This window comes from Hydrogenophaga sp., from assembly GCF_965657535.1.
GTDB lineage: Bacteria > Pseudomonadota > Gammaproteobacteria > Burkholderiales > Burkholderiaceae_C > Hydrogenophaga.
This window is the reverse complement of sequence record NZ_CBFHOP010000010.1, coordinates 1-26,154: the sequence shown is the minus strand read 5'-3', so window position 1 is coordinate 26,154 and position 26,154 is coordinate 1. Positions and strand designations below refer to the sequence as shown.

General features: G+C 60.7%; 25 protein-coding genes and 3 pseudogenes. 20 read left to right on the top strand and 8 right to left on the bottom strand.

Going from position 1 to position 26,154, the window contains the following annotated elements:
- Positions 1–43 precede the first annotated feature (43 nt).
- Complete coding sequence (locus ACTG4K_RS16365; protein ID WP_439115284.1) at positions 44–406, top strand: hypothetical protein; 363 nt, start codon at positions 44–46, stop codon at positions 404–406.
- 128 nt (positions 407–534) lie between these two features.
- Entirely contained in the window at positions 535–1,542 is a 1,008-nt protein-coding gene (locus tag ACTG4K_RS16360) for a D-2-hydroxyacid dehydrogenase family protein (RefSeq protein WP_439115283.1), read from the top strand.
- Between the two features lie 103 nt (positions 1,543–1,645).
- On the opposite strand, the gene ACTG4K_RS16355 is transcribed toward ACTG4K_RS16360, so the two are convergent.
- Complete coding sequence (locus tag ACTG4K_RS16355; protein WP_439115282.1) at positions 1,646–3,775, bottom strand: type IV pilus assembly protein FimV; 2,130 nt, start codon at positions 3,773–3,775, stop codon at positions 1,646–1,648.
- Positions 3,776–3,851: 76 nt separating this feature from the next.
- Between ACTG4K_RS16355 and ACTG4K_RS16350 the strand changes: the two genes are divergently transcribed.
- The 7 genes and pseudogenes from ACTG4K_RS16350 (at position 3,852) to ACTG4K_RS16320 (ending at position 11,307) form a co-directional block, all read left to right on the top strand.
- The gene (locus ACTG4K_RS16350; RefSeq protein ID WP_439115281.1) at positions 3,852–5,372 is read left to right on the top strand and encodes a 3-hydroxyacyl-CoA dehydrogenase; all 1,521 of its coding nucleotides are present in this window, start codon (positions 3,852–3,854) and stop codon (positions 5,370–5,372) included.
- 118 nt (positions 5,373–5,490) lie between these two features.
- Complete coding sequence (locus tag ACTG4K_RS16345) at positions 5,491–6,270, top strand: oxepin-CoA hydrolase, alternative type (RefSeq protein ID WP_439115280.1); 780 nt, start codon at positions 5,491–5,493, stop codon at positions 6,268–6,270.
- 130 nt (positions 6,271–6,400) lie between these two features.
- Positions 6,401–7,120, top strand: a complete 720-nt coding sequence (locus ACTG4K_RS16340) for a Crp/Fnr family transcriptional regulator (protein WP_439115279.1) — start codon at positions 6,401–6,403, stop codon at positions 7,118–7,120.
- Between the two features lie 64 nt (positions 7,121–7,184).
- Complete coding sequence (locus ACTG4K_RS16335) at positions 7,185–8,270, top strand: phosphotransferase (RefSeq protein ID WP_439115278.1); 1,086 nt, start codon at positions 7,185–7,187, stop codon at positions 8,268–8,270.
- 38 nt (positions 8,271–8,308) lie between these two features.
- A complete protein-coding gene (locus tag ACTG4K_RS16330; RefSeq protein WP_439115277.1) occupies positions 8,309–9,568 on the top strand; it encodes an acyl-CoA dehydrogenase family protein in 1,260 nt (419 codons plus the stop codon).
- A gap of 178 nt (positions 9,569–9,746) precedes the next feature.
- A pseudogene (locus tag ACTG4K_RS16325) lies at positions 9,747–10,157 on the top strand (hypothetical protein); the annotation flags it as partial.
- Positions 10,081–11,307: pseudogene (locus ACTG4K_RS16320) on the top strand (IS256 family transposase). The pseudogenes ACTG4K_RS16325 and ACTG4K_RS16320, both read left to right, overlap by 77 nt.
- 372 nt (positions 11,308–11,679) lie before the next feature.
- On the opposite strand, the gene ACTG4K_RS16315 reads toward ACTG4K_RS16320, so the two are convergent.
- From ACTG4K_RS16315 to ACTG4K_RS16305, 3 genes are read right to left on the bottom strand one after another with little or no spacing between them, the layout of a single operon-like run.
- Entirely contained in the window at positions 11,680–12,114 is a 435-nt protein-coding gene (locus ACTG4K_RS16315) for a hypothetical protein (protein ID WP_439115276.1), read from the bottom strand.
- Entirely contained in the window at positions 12,087–12,476 is a 390-nt protein-coding gene (locus ACTG4K_RS16310) for a hypothetical protein (protein WP_439115275.1), read from the bottom strand. Before ACTG4K_RS16310 ends, ACTG4K_RS16315 begins: the two co-directional genes overlap by 28 nt.
- A gap of 3 nt (positions 12,477–12,479) precedes the next feature.
- Positions 12,480–13,676 carry an RtcB family protein gene (locus ACTG4K_RS16305; protein WP_439115274.1) on the bottom strand — a complete coding sequence of 399 codons (1,197 nt, stop codon included), beginning with the start codon at positions 13,674–13,676 and terminating at the stop codon, positions 12,480–12,482.
- Between the two features lie 281 nt (positions 13,677–13,957).
- On the opposite strand from ACTG4K_RS16305, the gene ACTG4K_RS16300 reads away from it, so the two are divergent.
- Positions 13,958–14,221, top strand: a complete 264-nt coding sequence (locus ACTG4K_RS16300; RefSeq protein ID WP_439115273.1) for a hypothetical protein — start codon at positions 13,958–13,960, stop codon at positions 14,219–14,221.
- On the opposite strand, the gene ACTG4K_RS16295 is transcribed toward ACTG4K_RS16300, so the two are convergent.
- The gene (locus ACTG4K_RS16295) at positions 14,211–16,709 is read right to left on the bottom strand and encodes a VIT domain-containing protein (RefSeq protein WP_439115272.1); all 2,499 of its coding nucleotides are present in this window, start codon (positions 16,707–16,709) and stop codon (positions 14,211–14,213) included. The two genes, ACTG4K_RS16300 and ACTG4K_RS16295, sit on opposite strands and share 11 nt — an antisense overlap.
- Positions 16,706–17,161: a helix-turn-helix domain-containing protein gene (locus ACTG4K_RS16290; protein ID WP_439115271.1), complete on the bottom strand. Its 456-nt coding sequence runs from the start codon at positions 17,159–17,161 to the stop codon at positions 16,706–16,708. Before ACTG4K_RS16290 ends, ACTG4K_RS16295 begins: the two co-directional genes overlap by 4 nt.
- Before the next feature lie 155 nt (positions 17,162–17,316).
- On the opposite strand from ACTG4K_RS16290, the pseudogene ACTG4K_RS16285 reads away from it, so the two are divergent.
- Together ACTG4K_RS16285 and ACTG4K_RS16280 are read left to right on the top strand one after the other, a co-directional pair.
- Positions 17,317–17,508: pseudogene (locus tag ACTG4K_RS16285) on the top strand (ATP-binding protein); the annotation flags it as partial.
- Between the two features lie 189 nt (positions 17,509–17,697).
- On the top strand, positions 17,698–18,291 hold the full coding sequence (locus ACTG4K_RS16280) for a hypothetical protein (RefSeq protein ID WP_439115270.1): 594 nt from the start codon (positions 17,698–17,700) through the stop codon (positions 18,289–18,291).
- A gap of 25 nt (positions 18,292–18,316) precedes the next feature.
- Here the strand turns inward: ACTG4K_RS16280 and ACTG4K_RS16275 are convergent, their stop codons facing one another.
- Together ACTG4K_RS16275 and ACTG4K_RS16270 are read right to left on the bottom strand one after the other, a co-directional pair.
- On the bottom strand, positions 18,317–18,643 hold the full coding sequence (locus ACTG4K_RS16275) for an XRE family transcriptional regulator (RefSeq protein WP_439115269.1): 327 nt from the start codon (positions 18,641–18,643) through the stop codon (positions 18,317–18,319).
- Positions 18,636–19,001: a type II toxin-antitoxin system RelE/ParE family toxin gene (locus ACTG4K_RS16270; protein WP_439115268.1), complete on the bottom strand. Its 366-nt coding sequence runs from the start codon at positions 18,999–19,001 to the stop codon at positions 18,636–18,638. Before ACTG4K_RS16270 ends, ACTG4K_RS16275 begins: the two co-directional genes overlap by 8 nt.
- Before the next feature lie 267 nt (positions 19,002–19,268).
- Between ACTG4K_RS16270 and ACTG4K_RS16265 the strand changes: the two genes are divergently transcribed.
- The 8 genes from ACTG4K_RS16265 to tnpC all read left to right on the top strand — a co-directional run.
- Positions 19,269–19,526, top strand: a complete 258-nt coding sequence (locus ACTG4K_RS16265) for a helix-turn-helix transcriptional regulator (RefSeq protein WP_439115267.1) — start codon at positions 19,269–19,271, stop codon at positions 19,524–19,526.
- 97 nt (positions 19,527–19,623) lie between these two features.
- Positions 19,624–22,566, top strand: coding sequence for a hypothetical protein (locus ACTG4K_RS16260; protein ID WP_439115266.1), 2,943 nt, complete (start codon positions 19,624–19,626; stop codon positions 22,564–22,566).
- Positions 22,566–22,952 carry a hypothetical protein gene (locus ACTG4K_RS16255; RefSeq protein ID WP_439115265.1) on the top strand — a complete coding sequence of 129 codons (387 nt, stop codon included), beginning with the start codon at positions 22,566–22,568 and terminating at the stop codon, positions 22,950–22,952. Before ACTG4K_RS16260 ends, ACTG4K_RS16255 begins: the two co-directional genes overlap by 1 nt.
- Positions 22,949–23,749, top strand: a complete 801-nt coding sequence (locus tag ACTG4K_RS16250; RefSeq protein ID WP_439115264.1) for a hypothetical protein — start codon at positions 22,949–22,951, stop codon at positions 23,747–23,749. Before ACTG4K_RS16255 ends, ACTG4K_RS16250 begins: the two co-directional genes overlap by 4 nt.
- Positions 23,750–23,929: 180 nt before the next feature.
- A complete protein-coding gene (locus ACTG4K_RS16245; RefSeq protein ID WP_439115263.1) occupies positions 23,930–24,238 on the top strand; it encodes a hypothetical protein in 309 nt (102 codons plus the stop codon).
- Between the two features lie 118 nt (positions 24,239–24,356).
- Positions 24,357–24,785: an IS66-like element accessory protein TnpA gene (gene tnpA, locus ACTG4K_RS16240; RefSeq protein ID WP_439115262.1), complete on the top strand. Its 429-nt coding sequence runs from the start codon at positions 24,357–24,359 to the stop codon at positions 24,783–24,785.
- 7 nt (positions 24,786–24,792) lie between these two features.
- Positions 24,793–25,125 carry an IS66 family insertion sequence element accessory protein TnpB gene (gene tnpB, locus ACTG4K_RS16235; RefSeq protein ID WP_439115261.1) on the top strand — a complete coding sequence of 111 codons (333 nt, stop codon included), beginning with the start codon at positions 24,793–24,795 and terminating at the stop codon, positions 25,123–25,125.
- A gap of 82 nt (positions 25,126–25,207) precedes the next feature.
- A partial coding sequence (gene tnpC / locus ACTG4K_RS16230; protein ID WP_439115374.1) for an IS66 family transposase occupies positions 25,208–26,154 on the top strand: 947 nt, incomplete at its 3' end.

Here is a 26,154-nt window from a genome sequence, read left to right as displayed (position 1 = left end):
TTTAAGCAATCCTGCCTGTGTTCAACCCCTTTTGGAGTTTCGCATGGGAATCCGTTTCACAACCAACACCTGGCGCGCACCGCTGCAACTGATCGACAGCTGGCTGCCCGCCCCGACGTTTAACCAGCAGGCCAAGACACCTCAGAAAGTTGCGCAGCAGTTCATCCGCGCGGGCTGGCTCGGACGCCATGTCAAGGGCGCTGGCACAGCGGCAAACGTGACCAGCACGCAACATGGAGTGAAGGCGCCCCGGTCGCGTCGGGTGCACGAGCTCCAGAACACCGACCCTGTCGAGAGCAGCCGCACCGAAGCCCGCCTGGTGATTTCGGGCCACATCAACGACGTGTGTGCAGAACTCGACAGGCTGGCTGCGCTCGAGCACCAGGCACTCCGGCGCCAGGCCTGAATTGACGCGCAGCCCGCTCAACTCAGGTCCACCAAAAAACATGTCATAGAGCATGTCCGGTTCATGCGCGTGACAAGGTTGCATGGTTCACTGCAATCCCCTTTGGCCATGCGGGCACAATAGAGCCCATGAATATTGTGATCCTTGATGACTATCAGGACGCTGTGCGGAAACTGCGTTGTGCCGAAAAATTAGAACTGTACCCAGCCAAAGTGTTCACCAACACCGTCAAGGGCGTGGGTCAGCTGGCGGTGCGCTTGCGGGATGCCGATGTGGTGGTGCTGGTGCGTGAGAGAACGCAGATCACACGGCAACTGATTGAAAAGTTGCCACGCCTGAAGCTGATTGCCCAAACCGGCCGTATCGGCGCGCACCTCGACGTGGCCGCCTGCACAGACCGAGGCATTGCAGTTGCAGAAGGGGTTGGCTCACCCGTCTCTACAGCCGAACTGACCTGGGGCTTGATCATGGCTTCCATGCGCCGCATCCCACAGTATGCGGCGAACCTCAAACACGGTGCTTGGCAGCAGTCCGGCCTAAAAGCCTCATCTATGCCCGTCAACTTCGGGCTGGGCATGGCGCTCAAGGGAAAAACCCTGGGCATCTGGAGCTACGGCCGCATCGGCTCGCTGGTGGCTGGTTACGGGCGGGCGTTTGGTATGCGGGTGATCGTCTGGGGCAGCGAAACTTCGCGTGCCCGTGCGTTGTCCGATGGCTACGATATGGCGACCAGCAAGGAAGGTTTTTTTGAAACAGCCGATGTGCTTTCGCTGCATCTGCGCCTGGGGGAAAGCAGTGCTGGCTGCGTGACGCTGGAGGACCTTTCGCGCATGAAACCCACTTCACTGCTGGTCAACACGTCCAGAGCGGAGCTCATCGCACCTGAAGCCCTGCTGGCGGGTCTGAACCGAGGACGCCCTGGCATGGCTGCAGTGGATGTGTTCGAATCTGAACCCATTCTTCAAGGGCATGCACTGCTGAGACTGGAAAACTGCATTTGCACACCGCACATAGGCTATGTTGAACAAGACAGTTACGAAGCTTACTTTGCGTCTGCCTTTGACAATGTAGTCAATTACATCAAGGGCACTCCGACCAACATCGTGAACCCGGGCGCCCTCCAGGTACGGCGCTGAAACCAGGCCAACAGGCTTTCCGCCATCTCCATAGATGTGAAAAAGCCGGGCAAGCCCGGCTCTTTCATATTTAATTCTCGACCGATCTTCGAGCGCAACCGAATCAGACCTTGTCAGACGGCTTTGGTTCAGGCTTCGCGTCTTCGCTGGTCATGAAGTCGAGCACATCAAAATCAATCAGGTTGTCCATCGGCTCCCGCGGCACACTTTTCGGCGGAGGATACGGCTGCGCTGTTGGCTCCACCACCATCGGCACTTCAGGCAAGGAAGCTTCGAATGCTGAAAATTCAGACAAATCACTCAAATCCACGTCGAGACCCAGACGCGGGGACGCTGGGGGAGCCCTGTCAAAGGGCTGGGTATCGCCGCCACCCAAAGGCATAGCAGACGCGACAATTTTTCCAGCGACTTTCAAAGGCTGAACGGCCGTGTGCTGAAAGTCATTGAGGGCGTTGGCAGCGTCCTCTTCGCGCTTGATCATGTCCTTGGCCATCGCATGCAACAGCAACAGCTCACGGTAGGCCTCCAGATCAAACACCTCCGAGTGTGGATCGTTCGGGTCGCGGAAGATGGATTTCTCGATGACATCAAGCACTTTGGGCTGGGGCCACAAGGCCTGAATACGCCCAAAAGCGGCTTCGTAGGCCTCAAGGCCCTGGCTCGCATCTGAATACTGCTCAAATGGCGGGGCACCCGCATTGAATACGTGGTTGAACTCTTCACGCGAGCGCTCGTAGTCGGCTTTGCATCCGAGCCGGTGGTAGATCTTGAGCAAATCCAGATACGCCAATGCGCTGGGCTCATGGCTCTCGGTCAGGTGACTGCGCAAGACTTGAATGGCTTGCTCATCCTCACCCAAGGAAACAAAAAAGTCGGCCTGCTGCTGTATATCAAACAATTCCTCGGTGGCGACGGAGCGTGAGGCACCCATCATGCTGTGGGCAAAGTCTCGCTTTTCTTTTTCTTCCGGCGAGAGCGCCTGAGCGCTCTCGTCGAGCAGTGACAAGCCGTCTTGCTCCTTGCGAGCGCTCTTCGGAGGCGCTGCTCCGCGCTTGTAAGCGCCAAACGAAGACTCTCGACCAAGATCCACATCCAAATCAAGATCAATGTCGGCGCCAATTCCCTCTGGCACCGCCCTGAGCGCTATTTTTTCAGACTTGCTTGCGCCTTCTGAAGCCCACCAAGTTTTTGCAGCGATGCCCCCCGCCTGGTCACGCCGGCGCCACAGAGCGACCAAGGCCAGCAGAGCCAACGCGAGCGCAGCGCCCAGCAGGTAGACCAGCCAGTTCATGAAACGCTCTTCCTTGGCAGCCTCCAGATCGCTGTTCAGGGCGGCAATGGTGGCCTTGCTCTGGCTCTCGGCGTCACGCAGACCTTTTGACTCGGACTCGAGCACAGACAGCTTCTGCACATTGCCCAAGGCCTCTTCGGGCGAGGCGCTGATGGTCTTCCACAGCAGTGCTGCGGCAGCGCGGGTTTCGTCGGATGTCGTGGGCTCGCTCAAGAGCGAGATGGACATCCTCAACACCGGGTCGCGCTCAATCGCCAGGCTCAGGTCGACAGGTTCCAGTTGAAGGCGCGGGGTGACTTCGCTGCGGGGAGTTACAGCGCGCCGCACCACACTGGTCACTTTGGGTCTGGGCGCGCGCGCAACGGGCTGGGCATATGGCGCAGCAGACACCGGCCTTGGCGCTACCCCAAGCTGCGATGGCTGTTCATCGACCCTGGCTACGGGCGCTGCGTCAGCAGGACCGGAGGCGCCCGCCAGGACGCCGTTCACCAAGGACAAGCGCCCAGGTGCGGCCATAGAACCCGCCCCCGCCCGGCTTCCCGTTGCGGGCGTGGGCGCTGGCTGCACCGATGGCTCGGTGATCGGATCGGCAAGCAAGACGAACCGGCGGGTAAACGGCGTGTTGCAGCCGGCACGCACATAGACCGTAACAATGGGCTCGTTTACGGCCTGAAAAGACTGAACCCGGACGAACCCTTCTGCGTCGAGTGTTGTTTTTTGCGGCGTGCTGCGCACCTGGCTACCCGGCACCTGCGAGTCGCCGTAGAAGACGTCTGCCCCGATGCACAAGCCGCCAATGTCTTCGCCGGGTGCCATCAACACCTGAACTCTCACGTCCAACGGCCGGCCGATGACAGCAGCGCCACTGTGCTTTCCGAGCGTGACAGCGGCACTGCTTACCGCAGTTGATAGCAAAATACACCCCACCCAGATCTGGCGCACGTCAGACATCCTTATTTTGAATTCTGGAACATTTTGTCATAGCTTGCTCTGGCCTTCATTTAAATAACACTTTCATATGCAATCCATCTTCAAGACCGTGGGAATAGTTGGCACCGGGGCCATGGGCCGGGGCATCGCGCAAATGGCCGCGCAGGCTGGCAGCCAGGTGCTGTTGTTCGATGTGCAGCCAGATGCTGCCATGGCTGCCATGCAGGCGCTGCAGAGCACCTGGCAGACGCTGCAAGCCAAAGGCAAGCTCAATGACGATCAACTGGCCACCTTTGTGGCGCGCCTCTCGGTGGCAGATTCCGTGGCCGAGCTCGCCCCCTGCGACCTGGTGGTGGAGGCGGTGGTCGAGCGCCTTGATGTGAAGCAACGCCTGTTTGCGGAGCTCGAGGACATCGTGAGCCCAACGGCCGTGCTCGCCACCAACACCTCGTCGCTGTCGGTAACGTCGATTGCTGCAGCGCTGAAGCGGCCCGGCCAGCTGGCGGGTTACCATTTTTTCAATCCAGTTCCCTTGATGCGGGTGGTCGAGGTGATTGCGGGCCTGAAGACCAGCGCTGCGGTTTGCATGCAGCTAACCGACTACACCCGCCAATTTGGTCATACGCCTGTATCGGCACAAGACACCCCGGGCTTTATCGTGAATCACGCCGGACGCGGTTACGGCACCGAAGCCTTGCGCGTCGCGGGCGAACGCGTCGCCGATTTCGCCACCATTGACCGCATCTTGAAAGACCAGATGGGATTTCGACTCGGTCCTTTTGAGCTGATGGACCTGACCGCGCTGGATGTCTCGCACCCGGTCATGGAGTCCATCTACCGCCAGTATTACGACGAACCGCGCTACCGTCCCAGCGTGATCACCGCGCAGCGGCTTGCTGGGGGCGTGGTGGGCAAGAAGGTGGGCGAAGGCTTCTACAAATACGAAGGCGGTCTGGTGCAAATGCCCGCAGAGCCTGCCGTGCCCGTGGTGGCCGACATGCCACCCGTCTGGGTGTCGCCCAAGGCGGCCCGGCGCGCCGAGCTTTACCAATTGCTGAAAAATCTGGGCGCCAGCATCGAAACCGGCGCTGCGCCATCCAGTATGGCGCTGATTCTGGTGGCGCCGCTGGGCCTGGATGTGACCACGCTGGCCGCCGTGGAGCGCCTGGACGCGACCCGCACGATGGGCATCGACATGATGCTGGACGATGCGGCCACCAAGCGCCGCGTGCTGGCCACCAACCCGGCCACCCGCCCGGACATGCGCAACGCGGCACACGCCCTCTTCGCCCGAGACGGCAAGTCCGTCAGCGTAATCCGTGACAGCGGGGGTTTCGTCACGCAGCGCGTGGCGGCCACCATCGTCAACATTGCTGCCGACATGTGCCAGCAAGGCATCTGCACGCCAGCCGATTTGGACGTGGCGGTCACGCTGGGTCTGGGCTACCCCATGGGGCCACTGGCCATGGGCGACCGCATCGGTCCCACCAATGTGCTAGAGGTCTTGTTCAACATGCAAACGGTGTACGGCGACACGCGCTACCGCCCCTCGCCCTGGCTGCGCCGCCGCGGCGCCCTGGGCCTGAGCCTGACGCACGAGGAGGGATAACCCCCCTGCGCCACTTCGCGTCTTCCCACCAGGGGGACCCCACCTGCAGCCCGGCCAAGCCGGTCCTGCGGTGTGTACTGGCAGGACTTCCCTTAAGACACAACCGAAAGACCATCCCATGACCGCCAGCCTCAAGAGCCACAGCCATGGCCAGACCATGGTGCTGACCATCAGCAACCCCGAGCACCGCAACGCCCTGGGCCCCGACTTGTATGCCGCTGGCGTGGAAGCGCTCAACGTGGCGGAAAACAGCCCCGAGGTGCGCAGCGTCGTCATCACCGGTGAAGGCAACCACTTCTGTGCAGGCGGCAACCTGCAACGGCTGCAGGCCAACCGCCAGCAGCCACCCGAGGTGCAGGCGCAAAGCATCGAAGGCCTGCACAACTGGATCGAAACCATACGGGCCTTTCCCAAACCGGTGCTCGCTGCGGTCGAAGGCTCTTGCGCGGGGGCGGGGTTTTCGCTCGCGCTGGCCTGCGACATGGTGGTGGCTGCGCACAACAGCGTGTTCGTCATGGCCTACAGCAACGTGGGCTTGTCGCCCGACGGTGGCGCCACCTGGAGCCTGATGCGCGCCATGCCCCGGGCCACCGCACTGCAACTGCTCATGGGCGGCGAGCGCATCACGGCCGAGCGCCTGCAACAGCTTGGCGTGATCAACGCCGTGAGCGGAACAGGCGAAGCACTGGGTGATGCGCTGTCACTGTGCGAACGGCTCAACGCGCGAGCACCCAACGCGCTGGCCAGCATCAAAGAGCTGGCGAACGACGCGCCCACCGTCACACTTCACACCCAGCTGAGACATGAGCGCGACCACTTTGTGCGCAATCTGCACCACGCCAATGCGGGCGAAGGCATTGCCGCTTTCATGGAAAAACGGCCGGCGAACTACCGCTGAACCACACAGCAGCAGCCCAACAACCCACCTTGTCGGGACGCTTGCGGGACAGCGTGGCACCCTACCCCACACGGTCGCCCGGTCTCTGTGGCGACAATCATTCCGTTTTCAGTCACTCATAAGACAGCCCATGGACGAACCGATTCTGACAATGGAAGAACGCGAGGCGATCAACAGTGGTCGCTGGTTCAGCAGCCTTTCACCCTCCCTGCGTCACGACATACTCCGATGTGCCTACGTCAAGCGATACAAAGACGGCGACTTGATCGTTGCCCGCGGCGACCCGCCGACCGAGTGGACGGCGGTGGCCAAGGGTGCGGTACGGGTGAGCTCGACCTCGCTCTCGGGCAAGCAGATCACGCTGACCTATGTGGAGCCCGGCGTGTGGTTTGGCGATGTGGCCATGTTCGACGGCGACCACCGCACGCACGACGCCTACGCGCACGGCCCCACCACGCTGCTGTGCGTGGCCCGCAACGACTTCCAGAAGATTCTCAGCGTGCATGTGGAGCTGTACGAAGCGCTCATGCGCCTGCAGGCGCGGCGCATCCGCAACCTGTTTGGTCTGGTGGAAGACCTGAACACACTGCCCTTGCGCGCCCGGCTGGCCAAGCAACTGCTGCACTTGGTACGCAGCTACGGCGTGCCCTGCCTGTCCGATGGCAACGAAATGCGCATTGGCCTGCAACTGGCCCAGGAAGAGCTGGCACAACTGCTGGGCGCGTCGCGCCAGCGGGTGAACCAGGAGCTCAAGTCGATGGAGCGCGAAGACGCGATCCGCATCGAGCAGGGCGGACTGGTGGTGCGCAACCGCGACATGCTGATGCGCATCGCAGAAGCCGACGCCTGAACGCAGCCGCTCAGCGGTTGCGGGGAGGCAAGGCTCATAACTTCTCTCTCACAAGGCTTTCCGCATGAGCGACACGCAAAACTTCACCGGCACACGAGCGGTGTCAGAACAGCACGCCTTTGACACCGCCGCGCTGCAACAGTGGCTGCAAGCCCACCTACCGGGCTTCAGCGGGCCGATGACGGTGGAAATGTTCAAAGGGGGCCAGTCCAACCCGACCTACAAGCTCATCACGCCCACACGGGCCTATGTGATGCGTGCCAAGCCAGGCCCTGTGGCCAAGCTGCTGCCGTCGGCCCACGCAATTGAACGCGAATTCCGCGTGATGAGCGCGCTGCACGGCACCGGTGTGCCGGTGGCGCAAATGCATGTGCTGTGCGAAGACGAGTCCGTCATCGGGCGCGCCTTCTACGTCATGGAGTGTGTGAATGGCCGCGTCATGTGGGACCAAGCCCTGCCCGACATGACGCGCGAGCAGCGCGGCGCCATCTACAACGAAATGAACCGGGTCATGGCCGCTTTGCACACGGTGGACCCGGTGGCCATTGGACTGGAAAGCTACGGCAAGCCAGGCAATTATTTTGAACGCCAGATTGGCCGCTGGAGCAAGCAATACCAGGCCTCCGTGACGCAGCCTATTGCTGAGATGGACCGGCTCATGGAATGGTTGCCAAAGAACATTCCGGCCATGGCGCGTGACGCATCCCTGGTGTCGGTGGTGCACGGCGACTACAGGCTCGACAACCTCATGTTCCACCCCACCGAGCCGCGCGTGCTCGCGGTGCTCGATTGGGAACTGTCCACCCTGGGCCACCCGCTGGCTGACTTCAGCTACCACTGCATGGCCTGGCACATACCGCCGGGTTTGTTTCGCGGTATTGGCGGGCTCGACGTGAAAGCGCTGGGCATTCCCACCGAGGCCGACTACATCGCGCTGTATTGCGAGCGAACCGGCTTTGCCACACCCGAACAGTTGAAGGCCGACTGGAATTTTTACCTCGCCTACAACATGTTCCGCCTAGCCGCCATTCTGCAAGGCATTGCCAAGCGGGTCGAAACCGGTACGGCTTCAAGCGCGCAGGCGGTGAAGTCTGCTGCCGGGGCCCGCCCTATGGCCGAACTGGCCTGGCGTTTTGCCCAGCCAGCCTGAAAAACTTTCTATCCGAATTACCACCCACAGGAGCCACGATGAACTTCGATTACACCGACAAAGTCAAGGACATGCGCGCGCGCCTGCTTGCGTTCATGGACGAGCACATCTACCCCAACGAAGCGCGCTTCTTCGCCGAAATTGCCGCCAACCGCGCTCAGGGCAACGCCTGGATTCCCACCACCATCATCGAAGAGCTCAAACCCAAGGCCCGCGCCGCCGGTCTGTGGAATCTGTTCCTACCCAAGAGCCCGCGTGCGCCAGAAGGCCTGTCCAACCTCGAATACGCCCCTCTGTGTGAAATCATGGGGCGGGTACCGTTTGCCGCCGAGGTGTTCAACTGCTCAGCGCCCGACACCGGCAACATGGAGACCTTTGAACGCTATGCCAGCGAGGAGCTGAAAGACCAATGGCTGGAGCCCTTGCTGAGGGGTGAGTTCCGCTCGGCCTTCCTCATGACCGAACCCGAGGTGGCTTCGTCTGACGCGACCAACATCCAGTGCCGCATTGAGCGCGACGGTGATGAATACGTCATCAACGGGCGCAAGTGGTGGTCCTCTGGCGCTGGCGACCCTCGCTGTGCGGTCTACATCGTCATGGGCAAGAGCAACCCCGAGGCACCGCGCCATTCGCAGCAGTCCATGATCATCGTGCCCTCTAACGCCAAGGGCATCACCGTGGTGCGCCCGCTCAGCGTGTTTGGCTACGACGATGCGCCGCACGGTCACATGGAAGTGCTGCTGCACAATGTGCGCGTGCCCGTGGGCAACCTGCTGCTGGGCGAGGGCCGTGGGTTTGAAATCGCCCAAGGCCGCCTTGGCCCTGGGCGCATCCACCACTGCATGCGCTCCATCGGCGCGGCCGAGCGCGCGCTGGAGCTCATGTGCCAGCGGCTGAACTCACGCATTGCTTTTGGAAAACCGGTATCGGCCCAGTCGGTCTGGCACGAACGTATTGGCGACGCACGCTGCCGCATTGAAATGGCCCGCCTGCTCACGCTCAAGGCCGCCTACATGATGGACACCGTGGGCAACAAGGTGGCCAAGGCCGAAATTGCCATGATCAAAGTGGTGGCACCCAACATGGCCTGCGACATCATCGACATGGCTATACAGGCACACGGCGGTGGCGGCGTCAGCGACGACTTCCCGCTGGCCTACAGCTACGCCAACCAGCGCACCCTGCGCCTGGCCGACGGCCCAGATGAAGTGCACCGCCAATCCATCGCCAAGCTGGAACTGGCCAAGCACATGGTGGTGAAGACGAATATGGACATGCCCATCACGCGCGGATGCTGAGGCAACGGCGCATATGCGGTTGATCCAAAGACCCGCTGCACCTTGATGGCGCGCCGCGACAAGCAAGGCCGGTTCAAGTGGTTTTTAGACCGCTTGGGTGCTATTTCAAACCCAAGCAAGCACATGACGTGCGCTGCGTGCCCGGCTTTGTCACGAGGCATGGCTGTGCCCAAGCACACTGCAGCGCCTGGTGTTTGAAGCCACGATGCGCTGGCGCATTGAGCGCGGGGACCAAGACCTCAAGCAGAGACTGGGACTGGGACTGCGGCACTGCGAAAGCAGAGGATGGTGCGGTTTGCACCATCAAGCCTGTTTGAGCAGCTCCGCCCTAGGTTTCTTGATGGCGGAGCAACTTCGGCACCCCGAAGGGGCGGATAAAAACGCTGCACGGCGCCAGGAACCTGCCCTATCGAGCCTGTCAGAAATTTCGTGTGTGCGGCCTAGCATGTCGACAAGGAGCATGAACGCCAAGCAAGACCAAAAGCACCGCTACGGCGGACAAAGCAGCGCATCTGCAAATTCCAACCGAGTTGCTGGACCAACTCGTGAGCGGCCCCATGACAGCTGGGCAAGTCCAGAGCCTGTTTGACCAGTTCAATAAAGCTGTGCTCGAGCGGGCATTGGCTGGCGAAATGAGTCACCACCTGGGCTACGCACCGGGTCAGGCCAAGCCCGAAGCAGCGGCAAACCACCGCAACGGCAAGAGCGCCAAGACGGTGCTGACCGATGCAGGCGCGCTGCGCATCGACATCCCCCGTGACCGTGAGGGCACGTTCGAGCCGCAGCTCATTGGCAAGCACGAACGCCGCTTCACCGGCTTTGACGACAAGATCGTTGCCATGTACGCACGCGGCATGACCGTGCGCGAGATACAGGCCTTTTTGAACGAGATGTACTCGGTAGAGGTCTCCCCCGACCTCATCAGCTGCGTCACCGATGAAGTCATGAGCGAGGTCACGGCCTGGCAAAGTCGCCCACTGGAAGCCATGTACCCGGTGGTGTTCTTTGATGCCCTGCGCGTGAAGATCCGCGAGGATGGGGTGGTGCGCTCCAAGGCCGTGTACCTGGCCCTTGGCGTGCTGGCCGATGGCAGCCGAGACATCCTGGGGATCTAGGTCGAGAACACCGAGGGTGCCAAATTCTGGATGAAGGTGTTCAACGACTTGAAGACCCGTGGCGTGCAGGACATCCTGATCGCCGTTACCGATGGGCTCAAGGGTATGCCAGAGGCGCTGGGCGCCGTGTTTCCGGCCACAACGCTTCAAACCTGCATCGTGCACCTGATTCGCAACAGTCTGGACTTTGCCAGCTGGAAGGACAGGAAGGCACTGGCAGCGGCCATCAAGCCGATATACACGGCCACCAGCGCTGAGGCCGCTGAGGCTGAGCTGGATGCGTTTGAAGCGGGGCCATGGGGGAAGAGGTTCCCCAAGGTGGTGGGTGCCTGGCGCAGGGCCTGGGATAGGGTCATTTCGTTCTTTGCCTTCCCGCCAGAAGTGCGCCGGGTGATCTACACGACCAATGCCATCGAGAGCGTGAACGCGCGGCTGCGTAAGATCATCAAAACGCGTGGTCACTTCCCCAGTGACGATGCCGCGACCAAGCTGATTTGGCTGGCACTGCGCAACATCACGCAGGACTGGGGGCGGGCGGCGAACCACTGGAAATCAGCGATGAACCAGTTCGCCATCCTGTACGGCGACAGGTTCACTCAGCCCGCTCAAGGGGGTGCCAAATGAAAGGATGGAATCTCGTCATGCGAGGGCTCAACCGGGGGCGCCTCCGGCGCCCTGGCAGGGGCCTGAGCTTGAATAAAATTTACCCATCAGCCCATTTCTGAAACCGCCTCACACACAGAAATCCTGACACTCCCTTGCAGCGGGGCCAAACACACAAACACATCTGACTGCGCTTCGCCACCCTTAAAGGGCGGCCGACTTATCCACACTCTCCCAGCACTGCGTCCAGGCGATTGCCTCTATTTTTTGACCAGAAAAAGGATCGAACGGCGGATGTAGCTATCCGTCGTCATCTATTCATTACAGACAAGAACTCGAAGAATGAGCAGTCGTCAATGGCTTGACTCTTGAATAATTATTCAGGCAGGCAATTTAAACAGCAAGTGGAAGCAATGTGCCATCGGCCAGAACCTCCCGGCGCGCATCCAATTTATTATCAGGATCTTCGCAAGGCTTTTGATAGATCACGCGGTACGCGTTGCCCACCTCATCCTTGAGCCAACGGGACAGTTGCATGCCGCGTTCATGTTGAGCAGCCCAATCCCAACCACTGGTGGCGAAGTCATCGGAATAGAACGATGTCCGATCAAACGCGATCGCCCAGTCTGCAAACTTTCGCCAGAGCCCTTCCGACATCGGACAGGTCTCATCCCACCCCGAACCGTCGCATATGTTTTCGCCGACGCCTGCCTGTTCCGGTGCACCGACGCACCACAAGAACGGCGCGTTGCCATAGTCCACCATCACGGTGAGGATCGGGACGAACGGCTGCGGGTCCGTCACTGTGCCATCCGCTTCTTCCGCCATTTGATGGCCCCGGGCTGAGTGCCCTTCAGCCAGGCTGATTCGCCGTCCTCCGAAAGTTCGAGCCAGTCGCAAGGTAGCGTGGGACCGCCCAGCATGGACTCGACGACGCAGCAGTCCTGCCAGATGCGTTGTCCGTCGACCTCTGCGGTCGGCTGGAATCCGAAGGATGTCCACTCCTCGACAAGGGATTCGATGTCAGCCGGATTCATAGCTCCATCCCGCAGCAGGTGTTCATCGAACCATACACGCCCTCCGATCAGGCGCTCGTGGTCTTTCAGGCATTGCTCCCAGCCGCCCGGATACTTCTGCCGGATGAGGGCGATCGGTACGACAAAGTCGATGAATTCAAGTGCAATGGCCATGGTTCAGCCCTTCGCGCAGACGACCTGCTTTAGCGTGTGAAGGATTTCGGTCAGGTCGCGCTGGTTCGCCATGACCTGATCAATGTCCTTGTAGGCCCCCGGAATCTCATCGAATACGCCCTTGTCTTTTCGGCAGATGACGCCTGCGGTCTGTGCCTGCAGATCGGCCTCAGTGAAGCGCTTTTCAGCCGCCGTTCGACTCATACGGCGACCGGCACCATGGGCGCTGGAGCAGAAACTCTCGGCATTTCCCTTGCCACGAACGATGTAGCTTCGCGCACCCATACTGCCCGGCACAATGCCCAGATCACCTTCGCGGGCGCGAATGGCGCCTTTGCGCGTCACCCAGACATCGGCGCCATAGTGGTGCTCTTTGGCCACGTAGTTGTGGTGGCAGTTCACCGCCTCGGTGGTCACAGTGAACGGCGGTAGGTGCCGCGCCAGCGCATCGAGCACCAGGTCCAGCATGGCCTGACGGTTGGCCATGGCGTATTCCTGCGCCCAATGCACTGCCTCCACGTAGTCATTGAAGTGCTCGGTACCCTCTGGGAAATAAGCGAGGTCACGGTCCGGTAACTGGATCATCCAGCGCTCCATGTCTTTGCGCGCCAACTGGATGAAGTAGTCGGCAATCGCATTGCCGATACCCCGGCTGCCCGAATGCAACATCACCCAAACCTGATCGGACTCGTCCAGACACACCTCAATGAAGTGGTTGCCGCCTCCGAGCGTGCCCATCTGATTGGTCCATTTGGAAAACTTGCCGAATGCCTTGAGCAACTGAGGGTGACGGTCGGTTAGCGCTTTCAATCCTGGCTCGAAGGGCCGCGAAGCCTCCACCAGTACACGGTCATCGGCGTGTTGACCCCGTCCCACGGGCACATCCCGGGTGATTTGGTCGAAGACCTTTTTCAGGGCTTTCTCGTCCAGTTCGTTGGCCGTGATCGACAACCGAGCGGCGACCATGCCGCAGCCGATGTCCACACCGACAGCCGCCGGGATGATGGCCTTGTGCGTGGCGATCACTGATCCGATGGTGGCGCCAATTCCAAGATGCACGTCAGGCATCGCCGCGACGTGGTGATGTACAAAAGGCAGCCCCGCAATATTGGCCAGCTGCTCTTTCGATCGGTCGTCGACATCATCGGTCCAGATCTTGACCGGTACGCGCTGGTCGGTGAGAACTTGTTGAACTGGCATTTCTAACCTCCACCCTCGATGTCATAGAAGGGCTTGCTTACATCAATATTCACCACGTCCTGAACGAATAAGCCATGCACTGGCCACTCGAACTTGCTCGGCTCTACGCCGACCAGTGCGCGAACTGCATCCAGGTAGTCGACAATAGCCTTCACCATCTGGGCCCGCTCAAAAGTCAGCACGACCGGGACTGCCGTCTTCTCCCATTAACTCAGCGCGGGGTCCATGAGATTGCCTGCGCTCTGTGGCCTACGGAATGACCACCGAACAAGATCTGCGTCGTGCGTGACGTGTATGCCGTCGACGATGCCCGCACACCCCCCGATCCCGCACCCGCAAGTAAAGATCTCGAACCAGCGCTGCGCATGCAGGCTCTGGACGAGCAGAGGCAGATCAATAAAGTGCGGCTCATCGATGTGGCGCCCATCGACCCATATTTCCGAATACAGCGTGATCTTCCTGCCGGGGAGATGCTTGCCTTGCGCAACACCCTCCTCAAGACGCAGCTCGAAGTGGTTGCAGTGCTTCTCCCGATCAAACGGTAGTGGAGTCTGATCTGGCATCACACACCTCGTCCATCGCACCGCCCAACGAAAACACCCGATCTGGCCACGCACTGGCTGTCATTTCTTCCAGAGCAACCACCATCGCGTCGACCAAGGCCATGTCCGTGCTGGCTGCCTGGACAACTGGGCCACTGGCAAACACGCCTCGCAGCCGCAGTACCGTCGACTTCAGGGTACTGAGCGGGCCTTCGGACCTTGCCAGCGATTCATAGGTGTCGTGTCTGGACATCAGGTACAAGAATGCCTCGACCACTTTGGACTCAGCATACAAAGTGCCCTGGTACCTGCCCATGACGAGCTCCAGCCAATCCGCCAGCCATTCACCAACGCCCATCTGCCGCAACCCCATGTAGGTGGTTGGCCATTCAGGTACGGGCGTGAGGCGCAACCATGCGCTAATCCCAAACGGTGTCAGACCGGAGTAATGTTCTGACTCAGCCCAATACCGAGGGTCCTGGTGATCAATGATCTGGTCGCGTTTGCGCAGGAAGGCCGGAAGGATGAAGCTGTCAGTTTGAGCGCGCAGAAAGGCAGGCGCCTGAGCGTCATCCACCACGCTGAACTTGGTTGCAGGAACCGGAGCTCTGGCAGTCCTCCACAGAGCGGCCACTGGGACCGTATCTTGACCAGAAATGTCGCGCACGTTGCTGCTGCCGTGCCTTGTACTGCTCCGCGAAAACCGCACCGATCCCATGCCAGCCCAGCCAGCCGGAACCATCTGATCAACTTTTTGGAGCTCCGGCATGTCGGTGGCTTTTTCGCCAACCGGGCGCTCGTGGAGCAGCAGGAAGTTGGTCTTGTCGGTCACCAATTGGTAGCCAATGGCCAGCTGGGTCACCTCCATCGGTCGATCGTTCAAGAGCTGGTTGTCAGCCGTGAGGACATAAACCGACGCGGCCATTCGAGTCAGGGTGTCTGCCGCCTCCAGCTCACTTGGAAGGGTTGCCGTGCCCAACACCTGAGGTGAGTCCTCATTGGAGCACCGGCCCAAAAGCGTCACAACACCGGTGGGTACTTGTCGGAGCCATGCAAAAACGTTGACAGTGTCACCATCAAAAACAGAGGGCAGCAGCGGCGACACCCACTCTCGAACCAATCCTGCTGGCCATTCAAGACGCAAGTCAGCCAGTCGGGGCGACCTCAGGCGCGCAAACATGCGCAGAACAGCGGGTTCCACTGCCTCGCCAGGCGCCACAAAGTCACAAGCACCGCCCGTGGCCTCGGCCAAGCGCCGCAGATGCGTTTCTGCTGGGCTGCTGCCGATGCCCACCACAAACAAGCGATGACCAGAGCCTTTGGCCGACGCGATGGTGCGATCGATCGCGCTGATTTCTCCATCCGTCACCAACAGAATGTCACTGCTGACCGTTTGTGCCAGAGCGAAGGTCGAGGCCAGGGCCGCCTCCATTTCGGTTCCACCCAGATCGGCGTTCAACGCACGCACCCATCGCTGGGCGGCGAGCTTCGTCGTTTCAGTGGCTTTCCAAAGGCCGCGCGAGCGGTGCTCTACAGAGTCACCAAAGCGCGATAACGAAAACCGGTCACCGGCACCCAATTGCTGGACGAGGGCTTGCAGAGCCCGCTTTGCCGCATCGATGCTGTCACCCGCCATCGAGCCAGAACAATCGACCAGTATTTTGACGGCCGTTGAGGGTTGGCTTTGCGTAGGAATGCGAGGGCAAAAACTGGCCAGAACCGCTACACGATGGGATTCGACACCATCTTGAGCCACCACAGCCACCGAGTCGTGTACGAGCTGATCGACCACCAGTACAAAGTCTCGATCCAAAGATTCGCGGCGCGCCAATGACACGGTCAGGACACTGCCTTGATCGGAGGCTCCATGGGTAACACCGACCGGGTGACTGGGTGAGGCCACGCGTGCCCGAGCCAAGTCGCCATGAAGTCGCAGCTCAAGTTCAAACGGATGATCTGCCCTAAGGCTATGGCTGGGAACCTGGTGCGGCATCAGACCGCCATCATGCGCAAGATAGCCATACTGAGGTGCAATCACCGTCGGGATCAGCAGCCGCAGCCCACGTTGTTCAAACTGCAGTGTCTGAGCGTAGCGCAGCGTAATGGTGCAATTCTCACGCGCCTCAAGGTTGCCTAGGTTAAGGCTGTAGCTGTGATCATGGTTTTTCTCCAGCATGATCGCAGCATCACCATCAGATATGGCCTCCTCGTAGCGCGCCTCTGCCTGTTTCTTCTCAACGACCGCACCCGTGAGTCGCTTGTCACCGAGCACCACGCCAATGCCCAGCAAAACCGCGCCCCAAGGCAAGGGGAAGGTGTAGACCACCTCCACGTTTTTGGTGCTCGGATTGCAAAAGCGCTGCTCGATGCTGGCCTCAAACATCAAGCCGCGCAGGTCTGCTGAAAGCTTGACTCCCAACAGACTCACCGCCTGCCCGTCCCGCGTCTCCAAACGCGCGCACTCTCGCTGGTCCATGTTCTTGCCTTTCATTGCTTGCTGTTTGACTCGTCCGTTGGCGCCACATCACCGCCGCTGACCTGAGCGAATACCGCCATGACACCGTTGATGAATTGGCGTACCTGCTCGGGCGACAGGCCTGCACGACCTGGTTCAATCACCACGTCCACGCCGTCTGCCACCATCAAGTGGCTTCGCACCTCGACCGACCCGATGGCCCGCGCTCGTGGTGGAACCTGTGCTGGCTCACCGCGCAACAGTTCCCGAATGCGATCCAGAGCCAGGCCTGCCGCAGTCCACTTCTTGATCAGCAGCAGCTGCTCCAACTGCGTTGAGCCATAGCGCGCCGCTCGGGTCTCCCCTTCGGGACGATCAACCAAACCAATCTGCACGTAGTAGCGCACCGTTCGGGGTGGCAAGTCCGCGAGCACGCAAAGGTCGGCCAGTGGGTAGCTGGGTGATGACGACATTGAATCTGTGCTCATGGGTACATTAAAACATCATCACTGTATTTATACAACTGTCTTAATAATGGGTATCTGTCGCGGCTTCTACCGCCGCCCCTTCCACCGCGAGGCAAACGTCCAGCAGCGCAGCGACGCAGGCATAGACACCAGGACGCTTCTCTTCGCGCGGCCCCGCCACCAAGGCCACCATCATCACCAGCCAGCTGCCCATCGAGCACTGGCACGCTTGGGTGGGTGACGCCACGATTGCTGACGCGATGCTGGACAGACTGATGCAGCGCCATCACCGTTTCACCCTGACGGGCGAGTCCCTACGTCAGAGATCCAAAACAGCCCAACAGGAGAAAAATCCAGACCCATCGTGACCGATCAACCTAAAATTTGAGCGCGCAACACTTCACGCGGCGCGACCGGTCACGATGCGCCGGAATCAGCGGTCACGTTCGCCGGAATACGCAACAGCGGCCGTGTCGGCCTTGAAGTCGCAGAACCTCCTGTTGAAAGCACGCCCGGCCAGCAGCGTTGTGTGCCCCGGCTGCGAAGAGGAATGCAACATGCCCGTGGAGATGCTCAACCGCGTGAATGCACCCGCCACGTTCTTCGTCGTGTGTGACAAGCGCAGCGACACCAGCCAGGTAGCGGTCGCGGCTGCGCAGCTGGCTCAGTGGCGTTGCGATGCCCAGGCGGTGCGTGGATTTGTGGCCACCAGCCTTGAGCTGCGGGAGACCCAAGCGCAACCGACTGAGGCCGACTTGCTACCCATTGGGATGGCGAGCGGCAACAAGCGCACCCAGATGCTGTGGTTGCGCGTGCGGGGGCTGTTGGCGTTGGTTGTGGGCGCGAGCGCGACTCCGCTGGCTGATTTGGTGGCCTTTGAAGACGGCCGCTTCACGCTGGACGGTTTGGTGATTCGGCACCTGGTGGATGCAGCGGCCACCGCCGATCCGCGCCACACGCCCAGCACGGCCAAGCGCGAGGCAGGCAAGATCGACACACAAGCCATGTATGCGAGTTGGCAGAAGGCCTATCGGGCTCTGTGCAAGAAGAGTCCGGACAAGTCAGACGTTTGGTATTCGCGGCAGATCGCTAAGACGCCAGTTGCGAAAGGTCGCGACGCCAGCACGATCAAGAAACACATGCTGGCCTGAACGAGCGTCACTCGGACACCGCCACTCAGAGCGGTGTGCCAGCCCCCAACTCGGTGAAGTTCTTGATCTTGACCGAGCCTTCTGGGAACCGCGCAATCACGTCCAGCTCGCCGCCCATAGCCTCGATGTGGCTGCGCAGGGTGGACAGGTACATATCTGTCCGTTTCTCAATCTTAGCAATCGAAGGCTGCTGCACATGCAGCACTTCGGCGAGCATTTTTTGGGATAGACCACGGGCTTGGCGCAGTTCGTTGAGCGGCATTTCAGCCAACATCTGCCGGGCCATGACATCCGACTTCTCGCGGGCGGCCTGGCTCATGCCTGCGCGCAGCTCGGTAAATTTCTTAGCCATCTATTTCTCCTTCACGTCGAAGTTGGTCCAGGTGCTGGTCGTACAGCCGGTCGGCCATGGGCACATGCACGTCATACCAACGGTTGTCGCCCGTCTTGTCTCCGCCAATCAAAAGAATCGCCATACGGCGTGGATCGAAGGCGTACAGCGTGCGAAATGGGCGACCACCATGCTGGGTGCGCAACTCGCGCATGTGCCCATGTTTGGAACCGTTGATGCCGCTGCTGTGTGGGTGCCCCAGCGATGGCCCCCGCGCTTCCAGCAACTGCACAGAGGCTGCCAATGAAACTTGTTCATCCTCCGTCAGGCTGGCCCACCAGTCACCAAATTCGTCTGTGTATTCCACGTCCCAAGTCATGAGGAAATATAGCCTTTATGGAATATTCCGTCAAGTGCATATTTTCAGCCGGTGAACAGGATGCCTTGAAATAGTTGGGCGGAAAATTTTCGCCCAGTTTTCTCCCATGGAGATGCGCTGATTTGCGCAGTTTGGTTCCAGGCCTCTACTCGCTATTCCCCTCTGAAAGACGGCTCGCTGCAGGTCGAGGCATGGGCCTTTTATCGCCCAAATCGCCCAAACACACTGCGTCTGAGTTTGTTCCATACCCGTCAAAGAGGACCCAACATGACGCACATCATCCTACGTATCCCTGCTGCAAAAACCCGATCGGGTTACTCCCGTTCCACCATCTACCTGCGCATTGCGCAGGGCTTGTGGACCAAGCCCGTCCGCCTGGGGCCGCGCGCTGTGGGCTGGCCTGCGCATGAGATCGATGCACTGAATGCCGCGCGTATTTCCGGCAAGACCGATGCCCAGATCCGCGAACTGATCGAGTCGCTGCACATCAAGCGCAAAGAGCTGATGGTGGCCAGGGGGCTGTAAGCATGAAATACCTCCTGCATGCCCTCTGCTATTGGCTGGTTCAGTCCTCCCCTTATGCCGCTGCAATCCTCTTGGGTATTGTGTTGAAGGGATGTGTATGGACGACCTGACCCACCTGTCACCGCTGGCGACCGGGAATCTCGCAACGCCAGACAACTCTCGCAACTGCGAACCGCCCAACGCGGGGGATGCGGAGTCATGCACACCCGCCGCCCCCAAACTGCCCTTGACCTTTACGGTCATCACCAGCATCGAACCGGCCCGACTGACCAAGATCATTGGCTTGAACGCCTCTGGCGGCATGCGCAAGGAGACATCAGCCATGCTGAGCCGGGGACAGGCGCAGCGCGTGGTGGTGGCCGATCTGCACGATCTCAAATTGCATCTTGAAGCGCTGACCGTTGCGCAGGCAGTGACCTGGGGCGTGACCAAAGAAGTCGCGGTAGAGGTCTGTACCCAATGGGATACGGACGCGCAAGAAGCCGGGGCCATCGCCCGTACCCGCGAGAACTTCAAGTTCAGGGCCGCACCGGGGTTGATGATGCTGGACCACGATGGCTTGCCCGACGGCGAGCTGTCACCCCTCCAATTCTGGGACCGCCTGATTGCAGCAGCACCGGCGCTGGCCAATGCCCCCATGCTCTGGCGACCCAGCGCGTCGGCGGGATGCATGGGGCCCCATGGTGGCATTTTGTCTGGCCTGACCCGGCACCGCCTGTACATCCCGGTGGCAGATGCCACACTGATCCCCGAGGCGGGCAAGGCGTTGGAAGCCCTGCTGTGGGCTACGCCGGGCGCGGTCTGGTGCGAGGTGGGTGGCGCGGGCCAGCGCTTGCCACGGTGCCTTGTGGATGTGTCGGTGTGGCAGCCTGAGCGGCTGGACTTTGCAGGGCCCTCGGTGTTGGTGGACGGGGTGACCCGAGCCGGCGTTGAAGGAGTCATCTACGGTGATGCAACGGCGCAGTTCGACTTGCACCTGCTGATTAACGCTGCCACGTCTTCGATCAAAAAGCAGGCGCAAGCAGCACTCAAGGCGGCACGAGCAGCAGTCACCGAAAAGTGCGAAACCGCCCGACGCCTTTGGGTGGCAGAAAAAGCCCCTGCACTGGCGCAGAGTCGTGGCATCAAGCTGGCGCAGGCGGCCAATGTGCTAGAGCGCGCCGTTGTGCACCAGGTGCTGATGGGCGACTTTGAGCTGACTTGCTCTGATGGCCAGGTGGTGACTGTGGCGCAGCTGCTGGATAACCCGCACCGCTGGCACAACACCCGTTTTGCCGATCCGCTGGACCCGGACACGGATAAGCGTGTGGCAGTAGCCCGCCTGCTGAACGGTACACGCCCCGACCTGTTCTCACACCGGCATGGCGGCACGCGCTACGAGTTGCGCCGCCAGTCGGCACGGGTTCAGTTGGGCCGGGGGATGCGGGTGGACGCCACTGATGCGGTGTTGCATGTTTTGCGCGACCGCAGCGAGTTGTTTGACGTTGGCACCAATGCCATTGCGTTTGTCGCCGACGGGAAAGCCACGCCGGTCAGCCGCGACTGGCTCGTGGACCACGCGGGCCGGGTGGCCGAGTTCTACAGCGTCAAGACCGAGCGCGACGAAGATGGCAACGTCACATCCACCCGAGAGATCCCGGAAGACGCGCCCACTTATATTGCCAACGCAATCCTGGCCAAACACGGCGGGCGTCACTTTCGTAAGCTGACGGCCGTCACCAGGGCGCCGACCCTTCGGCCTGATGGCAGCGTGCTGGATGAACCTGGGCATGACCCGGCGACAGGGCTGATGTACGTCACCACGGACGCCTACCCGCTGGCCGTGCCGTCGGCACCCACCGCCGCGCAGGCCCTGGACGCATTGGCCAAGTTGTGGCACCCAATCCGCCTGTTTCCATTTGCCGATGAAGTCGCCGTCGGTGTCACCCTGGCCGCCATGCTGGCCGCGTGTTTGCGCCCTGCCCTGCCTACCTGCCCGGCCACCGGCTTTGATGCACCAGCGGCGGGCACCGGCAAAACATTGCTGGCCAAGTGCATCGGTGCTCTGGCCACAGGCGGTGATGTGGCGGTACTGCCACCCACCAATGAAGAAGACGAATGCCGCAAGCGCCTGTTTGCGGCACTGCGCGGGGGCTCCAAGGTGCTGCTATGGGACAACGTGCGCGAGCCGCTGGGCAACTCGGTGATCGACTCTTTTTTGACCTCGTCTTTGTTTGCTGACCGCGTGTTGGGGGTGTCGGAAAACGTGGAGCTGCCCAACCGATCGCTGTTTCTGGTGTCGGGCAACAACCTCGTTTTGACGGGCGACACCCACCGCCGGATTCTGCTGGCGAGGCTGGATGCCCAGATCGAAACACCCTTCAAACGCGAGTTTGAGTTTGACCCGCTCACCGAGGTCTGCAACAACCGCCAAGCCTTGGTGGTGGCAGCGCTGACCATTGTGCGTGCCTACATTTCCGCAGGCAGGCCCAAGGCAGCCAAGGGGCGCATAGCGTCGTTTGAGCTGTGGGATGACTTGGTGCGCCAGCCCTTGTGCTGGCTTCGGGAACGCATGATGGAGTCTGGTCGGGACTTGGCCGACTTACCCATGTTTTTTGACCCAGCGGAGTCTATTGACCGCGCTGCATCGGAGAACCCGGAAACCGCCAAGCTCGCTGCGCTGTTGAATGCCTGGATAACGACCTTTGGAACCACGCCAACGTCACCGGCGCAGGCTATCACCAAGGCGACGGAGGCATATGGCGCGCCGTCTGCCTTGTTCGATGCACTTGACGAAATCGCGGGCCAAAACGGCAAGCTCAACGTGCGCATTTTGGGCCGCTGGCTTGAACGCCACGCCGGTCAGCTTTGTACCGGCCTGCGCCTTGTACTTGGCAACAAGACCAACGGCTTGAAACGCTGGACGGTGGTGCGCACGGTGGAGCGCGCAACAACAGAAAAGGCCAGCCCAACAGTTGCGAGAGTTGCGCGGAGTTGTGAGATTACGGACGCTGCCGAAACAACGCGTGCGAGTCAGCCGGACGACGTGGAGATCTTCTAATGCCTGCGCAGAACATAGAAGCGGTGGTTGCCAAGCTTTCACACGCTGGCCTGAACCTGTCCCTAGCCCCCGCCGGGGGGCTGGCAGTGGCACCGTCGAGCCATTTGACTGCCGACTTGCGTGACCTCATTCGCAGCAGTAAGTCGCTATTGATCACTTGGTTGATAGCGGCAAACGACGCCGCCAAACAAGCCGCCGATCCACTCGATAACCCGTTGGACTGGAGAGAACTGGCAGAGGCCTATCACGCCCACCATTTCAATTGCCCAACTTGCATTGCCGCTGGACGTGACAGCCGCCGGTATGAACAACGTTGCGGCGCTGGCATGGCGCAGTGGCGTGCTTATGCGAATGTCCTGAAGCTCGATATTGAAAGCCCCCCATGAACAACAAGACCAGCTTCGCACCCTTGATCACCAAAACTGACCCGAGCACCCAGCCCTATGAAATGGTCCGATTCAACGCACTCAAACACGGCATCCTGAGCCGCTACACCGTGCTCAGCCACGAGAGCCATGCCGACTATGAGAGTCTGGTCAATTCGCTGATGGATGAACACCTGCCTGCGGGTGCCACCGAGCAGCACCTGATTGAAGAATTGGCCAGCGTAATCTGGCGCAAGCGCCGTGTGCTGCAAGCCGAGGGCGCCACCATCAACAAGGGGTTGAAGGAGTCCGCCCGAAGCGGGAAAACCGTCATTCCGGCGGCTGCACCTTTTGAAGTATGGCTTTCTGGCGAAGGCACCGACATCCGTAACCTGATGGATTTGAAGCCGTCTGACGTTGCGGAAAGCCAACAGTCAGCTCTGCAGGACATTGAAGCGACCAACAAGGCCAGTGCAATCCTGCGCAAAGGCGGCGACCGAGCCTACGAAAAAGCCCTCCGCGCCCTGCTGCCAGATACCCGTGAATGGTGGCAAAACCACTTGGACGAGGAGGAGTACACCGCCGACGCGACGGGCCTGGCAGCGTTCATCTCCGAACATGTCACGCCCTTGGTCTACCAACTCGAAAAAGAGGCGCGCCACCACGACGCTATCGTGAATCAAACCATTGGCGAGGGGCTGCAAGCCTTCAAGCTGGAGAAGCTTTTCCGCTACGAAACGCATCTGGACCGCAAGTTTGAACGCACCTTGGCGATGCTTATCAAGCTCAAAGATCTCCGAGCTGGCCGCGTGACATAAGCGCATGCGGGAACAGGACTTGAGCATCCATGCGGGTTACAGCCCGATTCTTGGGGTTTCCTCACGCGATACCTGCTGAACTTGCCAATTGATTTCGACAAAAATTGGAGATTAAAAATGGGCGGACTTGGCAGTGGACGGCGCAGCAACTACAGCGGCAAACCGGACACCAGCGATTCAATGCCGCTGGACATCCGCAAGATCACTCGCAAAGGCTTGCTGGTGCCAGGCAACGTCTTTAGCTGGCAGTGGCTGTTGAACGACCGTCAGGTGGCCAGCATCAATATCCAAGTGGACTTCCAGAGCATGATGTTGTCCTACCGCATGAAGAGCACCGGCGAAGTGGTCAATCAACGGGTGCAGACGCAGACCTCCCCCGCCACCTGGGTGGACACCGCCACTGGTTCACCTGCCCTCGGCGCACCAAGCGAGTGGCAGTGCTGTACGCACCAGGCCGCAACTTTCTCTGCCGGCAATGCGGTGGTCTGAGCTATGCGACACAAAAGGAAGGTGTTGGCGACCGAGCGTAAGCGCCCGGCGAACCCCATCTTGAATGACTGAGTCGAACTGAGGAAGATCGTGTGCACGCAACAAGAACGTGGACACGATGCTCAAAGACCCTCAGACCCCGCGGTATGCGCAGCGGCGCACGCACCGCACTTACACCCCGCAATTCAAGGCCGCACTGGTGGCCATGTGCCACAAGCCCGGTGTATCGATCGCTGCGGTAGCCCAGCAGCACGGCATGAACGCCAACTTGCTGCATCGCTGGCGCAAGGAGTGGGCGCAGGGACTGCACCGCCTCGAAGGTGGCGTCACCACTGCAGTCGCAACACCTCAGTCCCCGGCCTTCATCCCCATCGAGCTGAGCACCGCAGCGTCAACGACCGCCAGTGAGCAGCCAGCCGTTGACGCCTCAACGCCAGCGGCTGACATCCGCATCGAATGCCAACGTCCCGGTATGTCCTTGACCGTGCACTGGCCTCTGTCTGGCGCAGCCGAATGTGCCCAGATGCTTGGCCCGTTGCTGCGGTGATCCGCGCATGATCCGCATCGATGCTGCCTGGCTGGCCACCGCCCCGCTGGACATGCGCGCAGGCACCGACACCGCCCTGGCGCGGGTGATCGCCACCTTCGGCGCGGCCCACCTGCACCACGCCTACGTCTTTGCCAACCAGCGTGCCAATCGCCTGAAGGTCCTGGTACACGACGGCGTGGGTCTGTGGCTGGCCACGCGCCGGTTGCACGAGGGCAAGTTCGTCTGGGCGCCGCCAGGCAGCCCGAACGTGGCGCTGGAACACGCCCAACTGGATGCCCTGGTTCTGGGCCTGCCCTGGCAACGCGTGGGCTCACAGGGCGCCATCACCGTGATCTGAATCTTCAGTTCGACGATGAACTCATGGCAATTGGGAGATGTGCCAATGGCCTTGGCTGTTGGTGCTTGGCACACTGCGGGTCATGGTGATCGACGAGCAAGCCCTGAGCGAACTGAACGCAGAACAACTGCGCGAAGTGACTCAACGCCTGCTCACCGAATTGCGTCACCAGCGAGCTCTGAGCGAGAAGCTCGCCTATGAATGCGCGCTGCTCAAGCGTCTGAAGTTCGCCGCCAAGTCCGAGCGCCACAGCGCCGATCAGCGCAACCTGCTGGAAGAGGAACTCGACGGCGATCTGGCGGCGGTCGAGCACGAGATCGAACAACTGCGCCCGACCAAGCCAGCCGCCGACAAGCAGCAACCCAAACGCACACCACTACCGGCCAACCTGCCACGGCGCGAGGTTCGTCATGAGCCCACGTCCACGACATGCAGCACACCCGGTTGCGGCTGTCAGATGAAGCGCATCGGCGAGGACGTGGCCGAGAAGCTGGACTATGTGCCTGGCGTCTTCACCTTGGAGCGCCATGTCCGGGGCAAGTGGGCCTGCGCAAAGTGCCAGACCCTCACACAGGCGCCGGTGGCCGCCCACGTCATCGACAAAGGCATCCCGACGGCTGGCCTGCTGGCGCAGGTGCTGGTGGCCAAGTACGCCGACCACCAGCCCTTGTACCGGCAAGAGAACATCTTCGGCCGGGCCGTTCTGGCGATTCCAAGATCGACCCTGGCGCAATGGGTGGGCGCCTGCGGCGCGCGCTTGCAGCCGCTGGTCGATGCCCTCAAGACCGAGGTGCTCCAGCACCGGGTACTGCACGGCGACGAAACCCCGGTGGCCATGCTCAAACCGGGCAACGGCAAGACGCACCGGGCCTACCTGTGGGCCTATGCCCCGGGAGCGTTTGAAGCCACGCGCGCGGTGGTCTATGACTTCTGCGAGTCCCGCGCCGGAGAACACGCACGAGCCTTCCTGGGTGACTGGCGCGGCAGCCTGATCTGCGACGATTACGCCGGGTACAAGGCCAGCTTCTC

Excerpts from the sequence above, each read along its gene's own strand:
- ACTG4K_RS16265 (WP_439115267.1), top strand. The coding sequence starts at position 19,269 with ATGACGCACATCATCCTACGTATCCCTGCTGCAAAAACCCGATCGGGT.
- tnpB (WP_439115261.1), top strand. The coding sequence starts at position 24,793 with ATGATCCGCATCGATGCTGCCTGGCTGGCCACCGCCCCGCTGGACATG.
- ACTG4K_RS16260 (WP_439115266.1), top strand. The coding sequence starts at position 19,624 with ATGGACGACCTGACCCACCTGTCACCGCTGGCGACCGGGAATCTCGCA.
- ACTG4K_RS16255 (WP_439115265.1), top strand. The coding sequence starts at position 22,566 with ATGCCTGCGCAGAACATAGAAGCGGTGGTTGCCAAGCTTTCACACGCT.
- ACTG4K_RS16275 (WP_439115269.1), bottom strand. The coding sequence starts at position 18,643 with ATGGCTAAGAAATTTACCGAGCTGCGCGCAGGCATGAGCCAGGCCGCC.
- ACTG4K_RS16280 (WP_439115270.1), top strand. The coding sequence starts at position 17,698 with ATGCCCGTGGAGATGCTCAACCGCGTGAATGCACCCGCCACGTTCTTC.
- ACTG4K_RS16270 (WP_439115268.1), bottom strand. The coding sequence starts at position 19,001 with ATGACTTGGGACGTGGAATACACAGACGAATTTGGTGACTGGTGGGCC.
- ACTG4K_RS16330 (WP_439115277.1), top strand. The coding sequence starts at position 8,309 with ATGAACTTCGATTACACCGACAAAGTCAAGGACATGCGCGCGCGCCTG.
- ACTG4K_RS16365 (WP_439115284.1), top strand. The coding sequence starts at position 44 with ATGGGAATCCGTTTCACAACCAACACCTGGCGCGCACCGCTGCAACTG.
- ACTG4K_RS16350 (WP_439115281.1), top strand. The coding sequence starts at position 3,852 with ATGCAATCCATCTTCAAGACCGTGGGAATAGTTGGCACCGGGGCCATG.
- ACTG4K_RS16295 (WP_439115272.1), bottom strand. The coding sequence starts at position 16,709 with ATGAAAGGCAAGAACATGGACCAGCGAGAGTGCGCGCGTTTGGAGACG.
- ACTG4K_RS16315 (WP_439115276.1), bottom strand. The coding sequence starts at position 12,114 with ATGGCGGAAGAAGCGGATGGCACAGTGACGGACCCGCAGCCGTTCGTC.
- ACTG4K_RS16245 (WP_439115263.1), top strand. The coding sequence starts at position 23,930 with ATGCCGCTGGACATCCGCAAGATCACTCGCAAAGGCTTGCTGGTGCCA.
- tnpA (WP_439115262.1), top strand. The coding sequence starts at position 24,357 with ATGCTCAAAGACCCTCAGACCCCGCGGTATGCGCAGCGGCGCACGCAC.
- ACTG4K_RS16335 (WP_439115278.1), top strand. The coding sequence starts at position 7,185 with ATGAGCGACACGCAAAACTTCACCGGCACACGAGCGGTGTCAGAACAG.
- ACTG4K_RS16360 (WP_439115283.1), top strand. The coding sequence starts at position 535 with ATGAATATTGTGATCCTTGATGACTATCAGGACGCTGTGCGGAAACTG.
- ACTG4K_RS16340 (WP_439115279.1), top strand. The coding sequence starts at position 6,401 with ATGGACGAACCGATTCTGACAATGGAAGAACGCGAGGCGATCAACAGT.
- ACTG4K_RS16310 (WP_439115275.1), bottom strand. The coding sequence starts at position 12,476 with ATGGCCATTGCACTTGAATTCATCGACTTTGTCGTACCGATCGCCCTC.
- ACTG4K_RS16290 (WP_439115271.1), bottom strand. The coding sequence starts at position 17,161 with ATGAGCACAGATTCAATGTCGTCATCACCCAGCTACCCACTGGCCGAC.
- ACTG4K_RS16250 (WP_439115264.1), top strand. The coding sequence starts at position 22,949 with ATGAACAACAAGACCAGCTTCGCACCCTTGATCACCAAAACTGACCCG.
- ACTG4K_RS16305 (WP_439115274.1), bottom strand. The coding sequence starts at position 13,676 with ATGCCAGTTCAACAAGTTCTCACCGACCAGCGCGTACCGGTCAAGATC.
- ACTG4K_RS16345 (WP_439115280.1), top strand. The coding sequence starts at position 5,491 with ATGACCGCCAGCCTCAAGAGCCACAGCCATGGCCAGACCATGGTGCTG.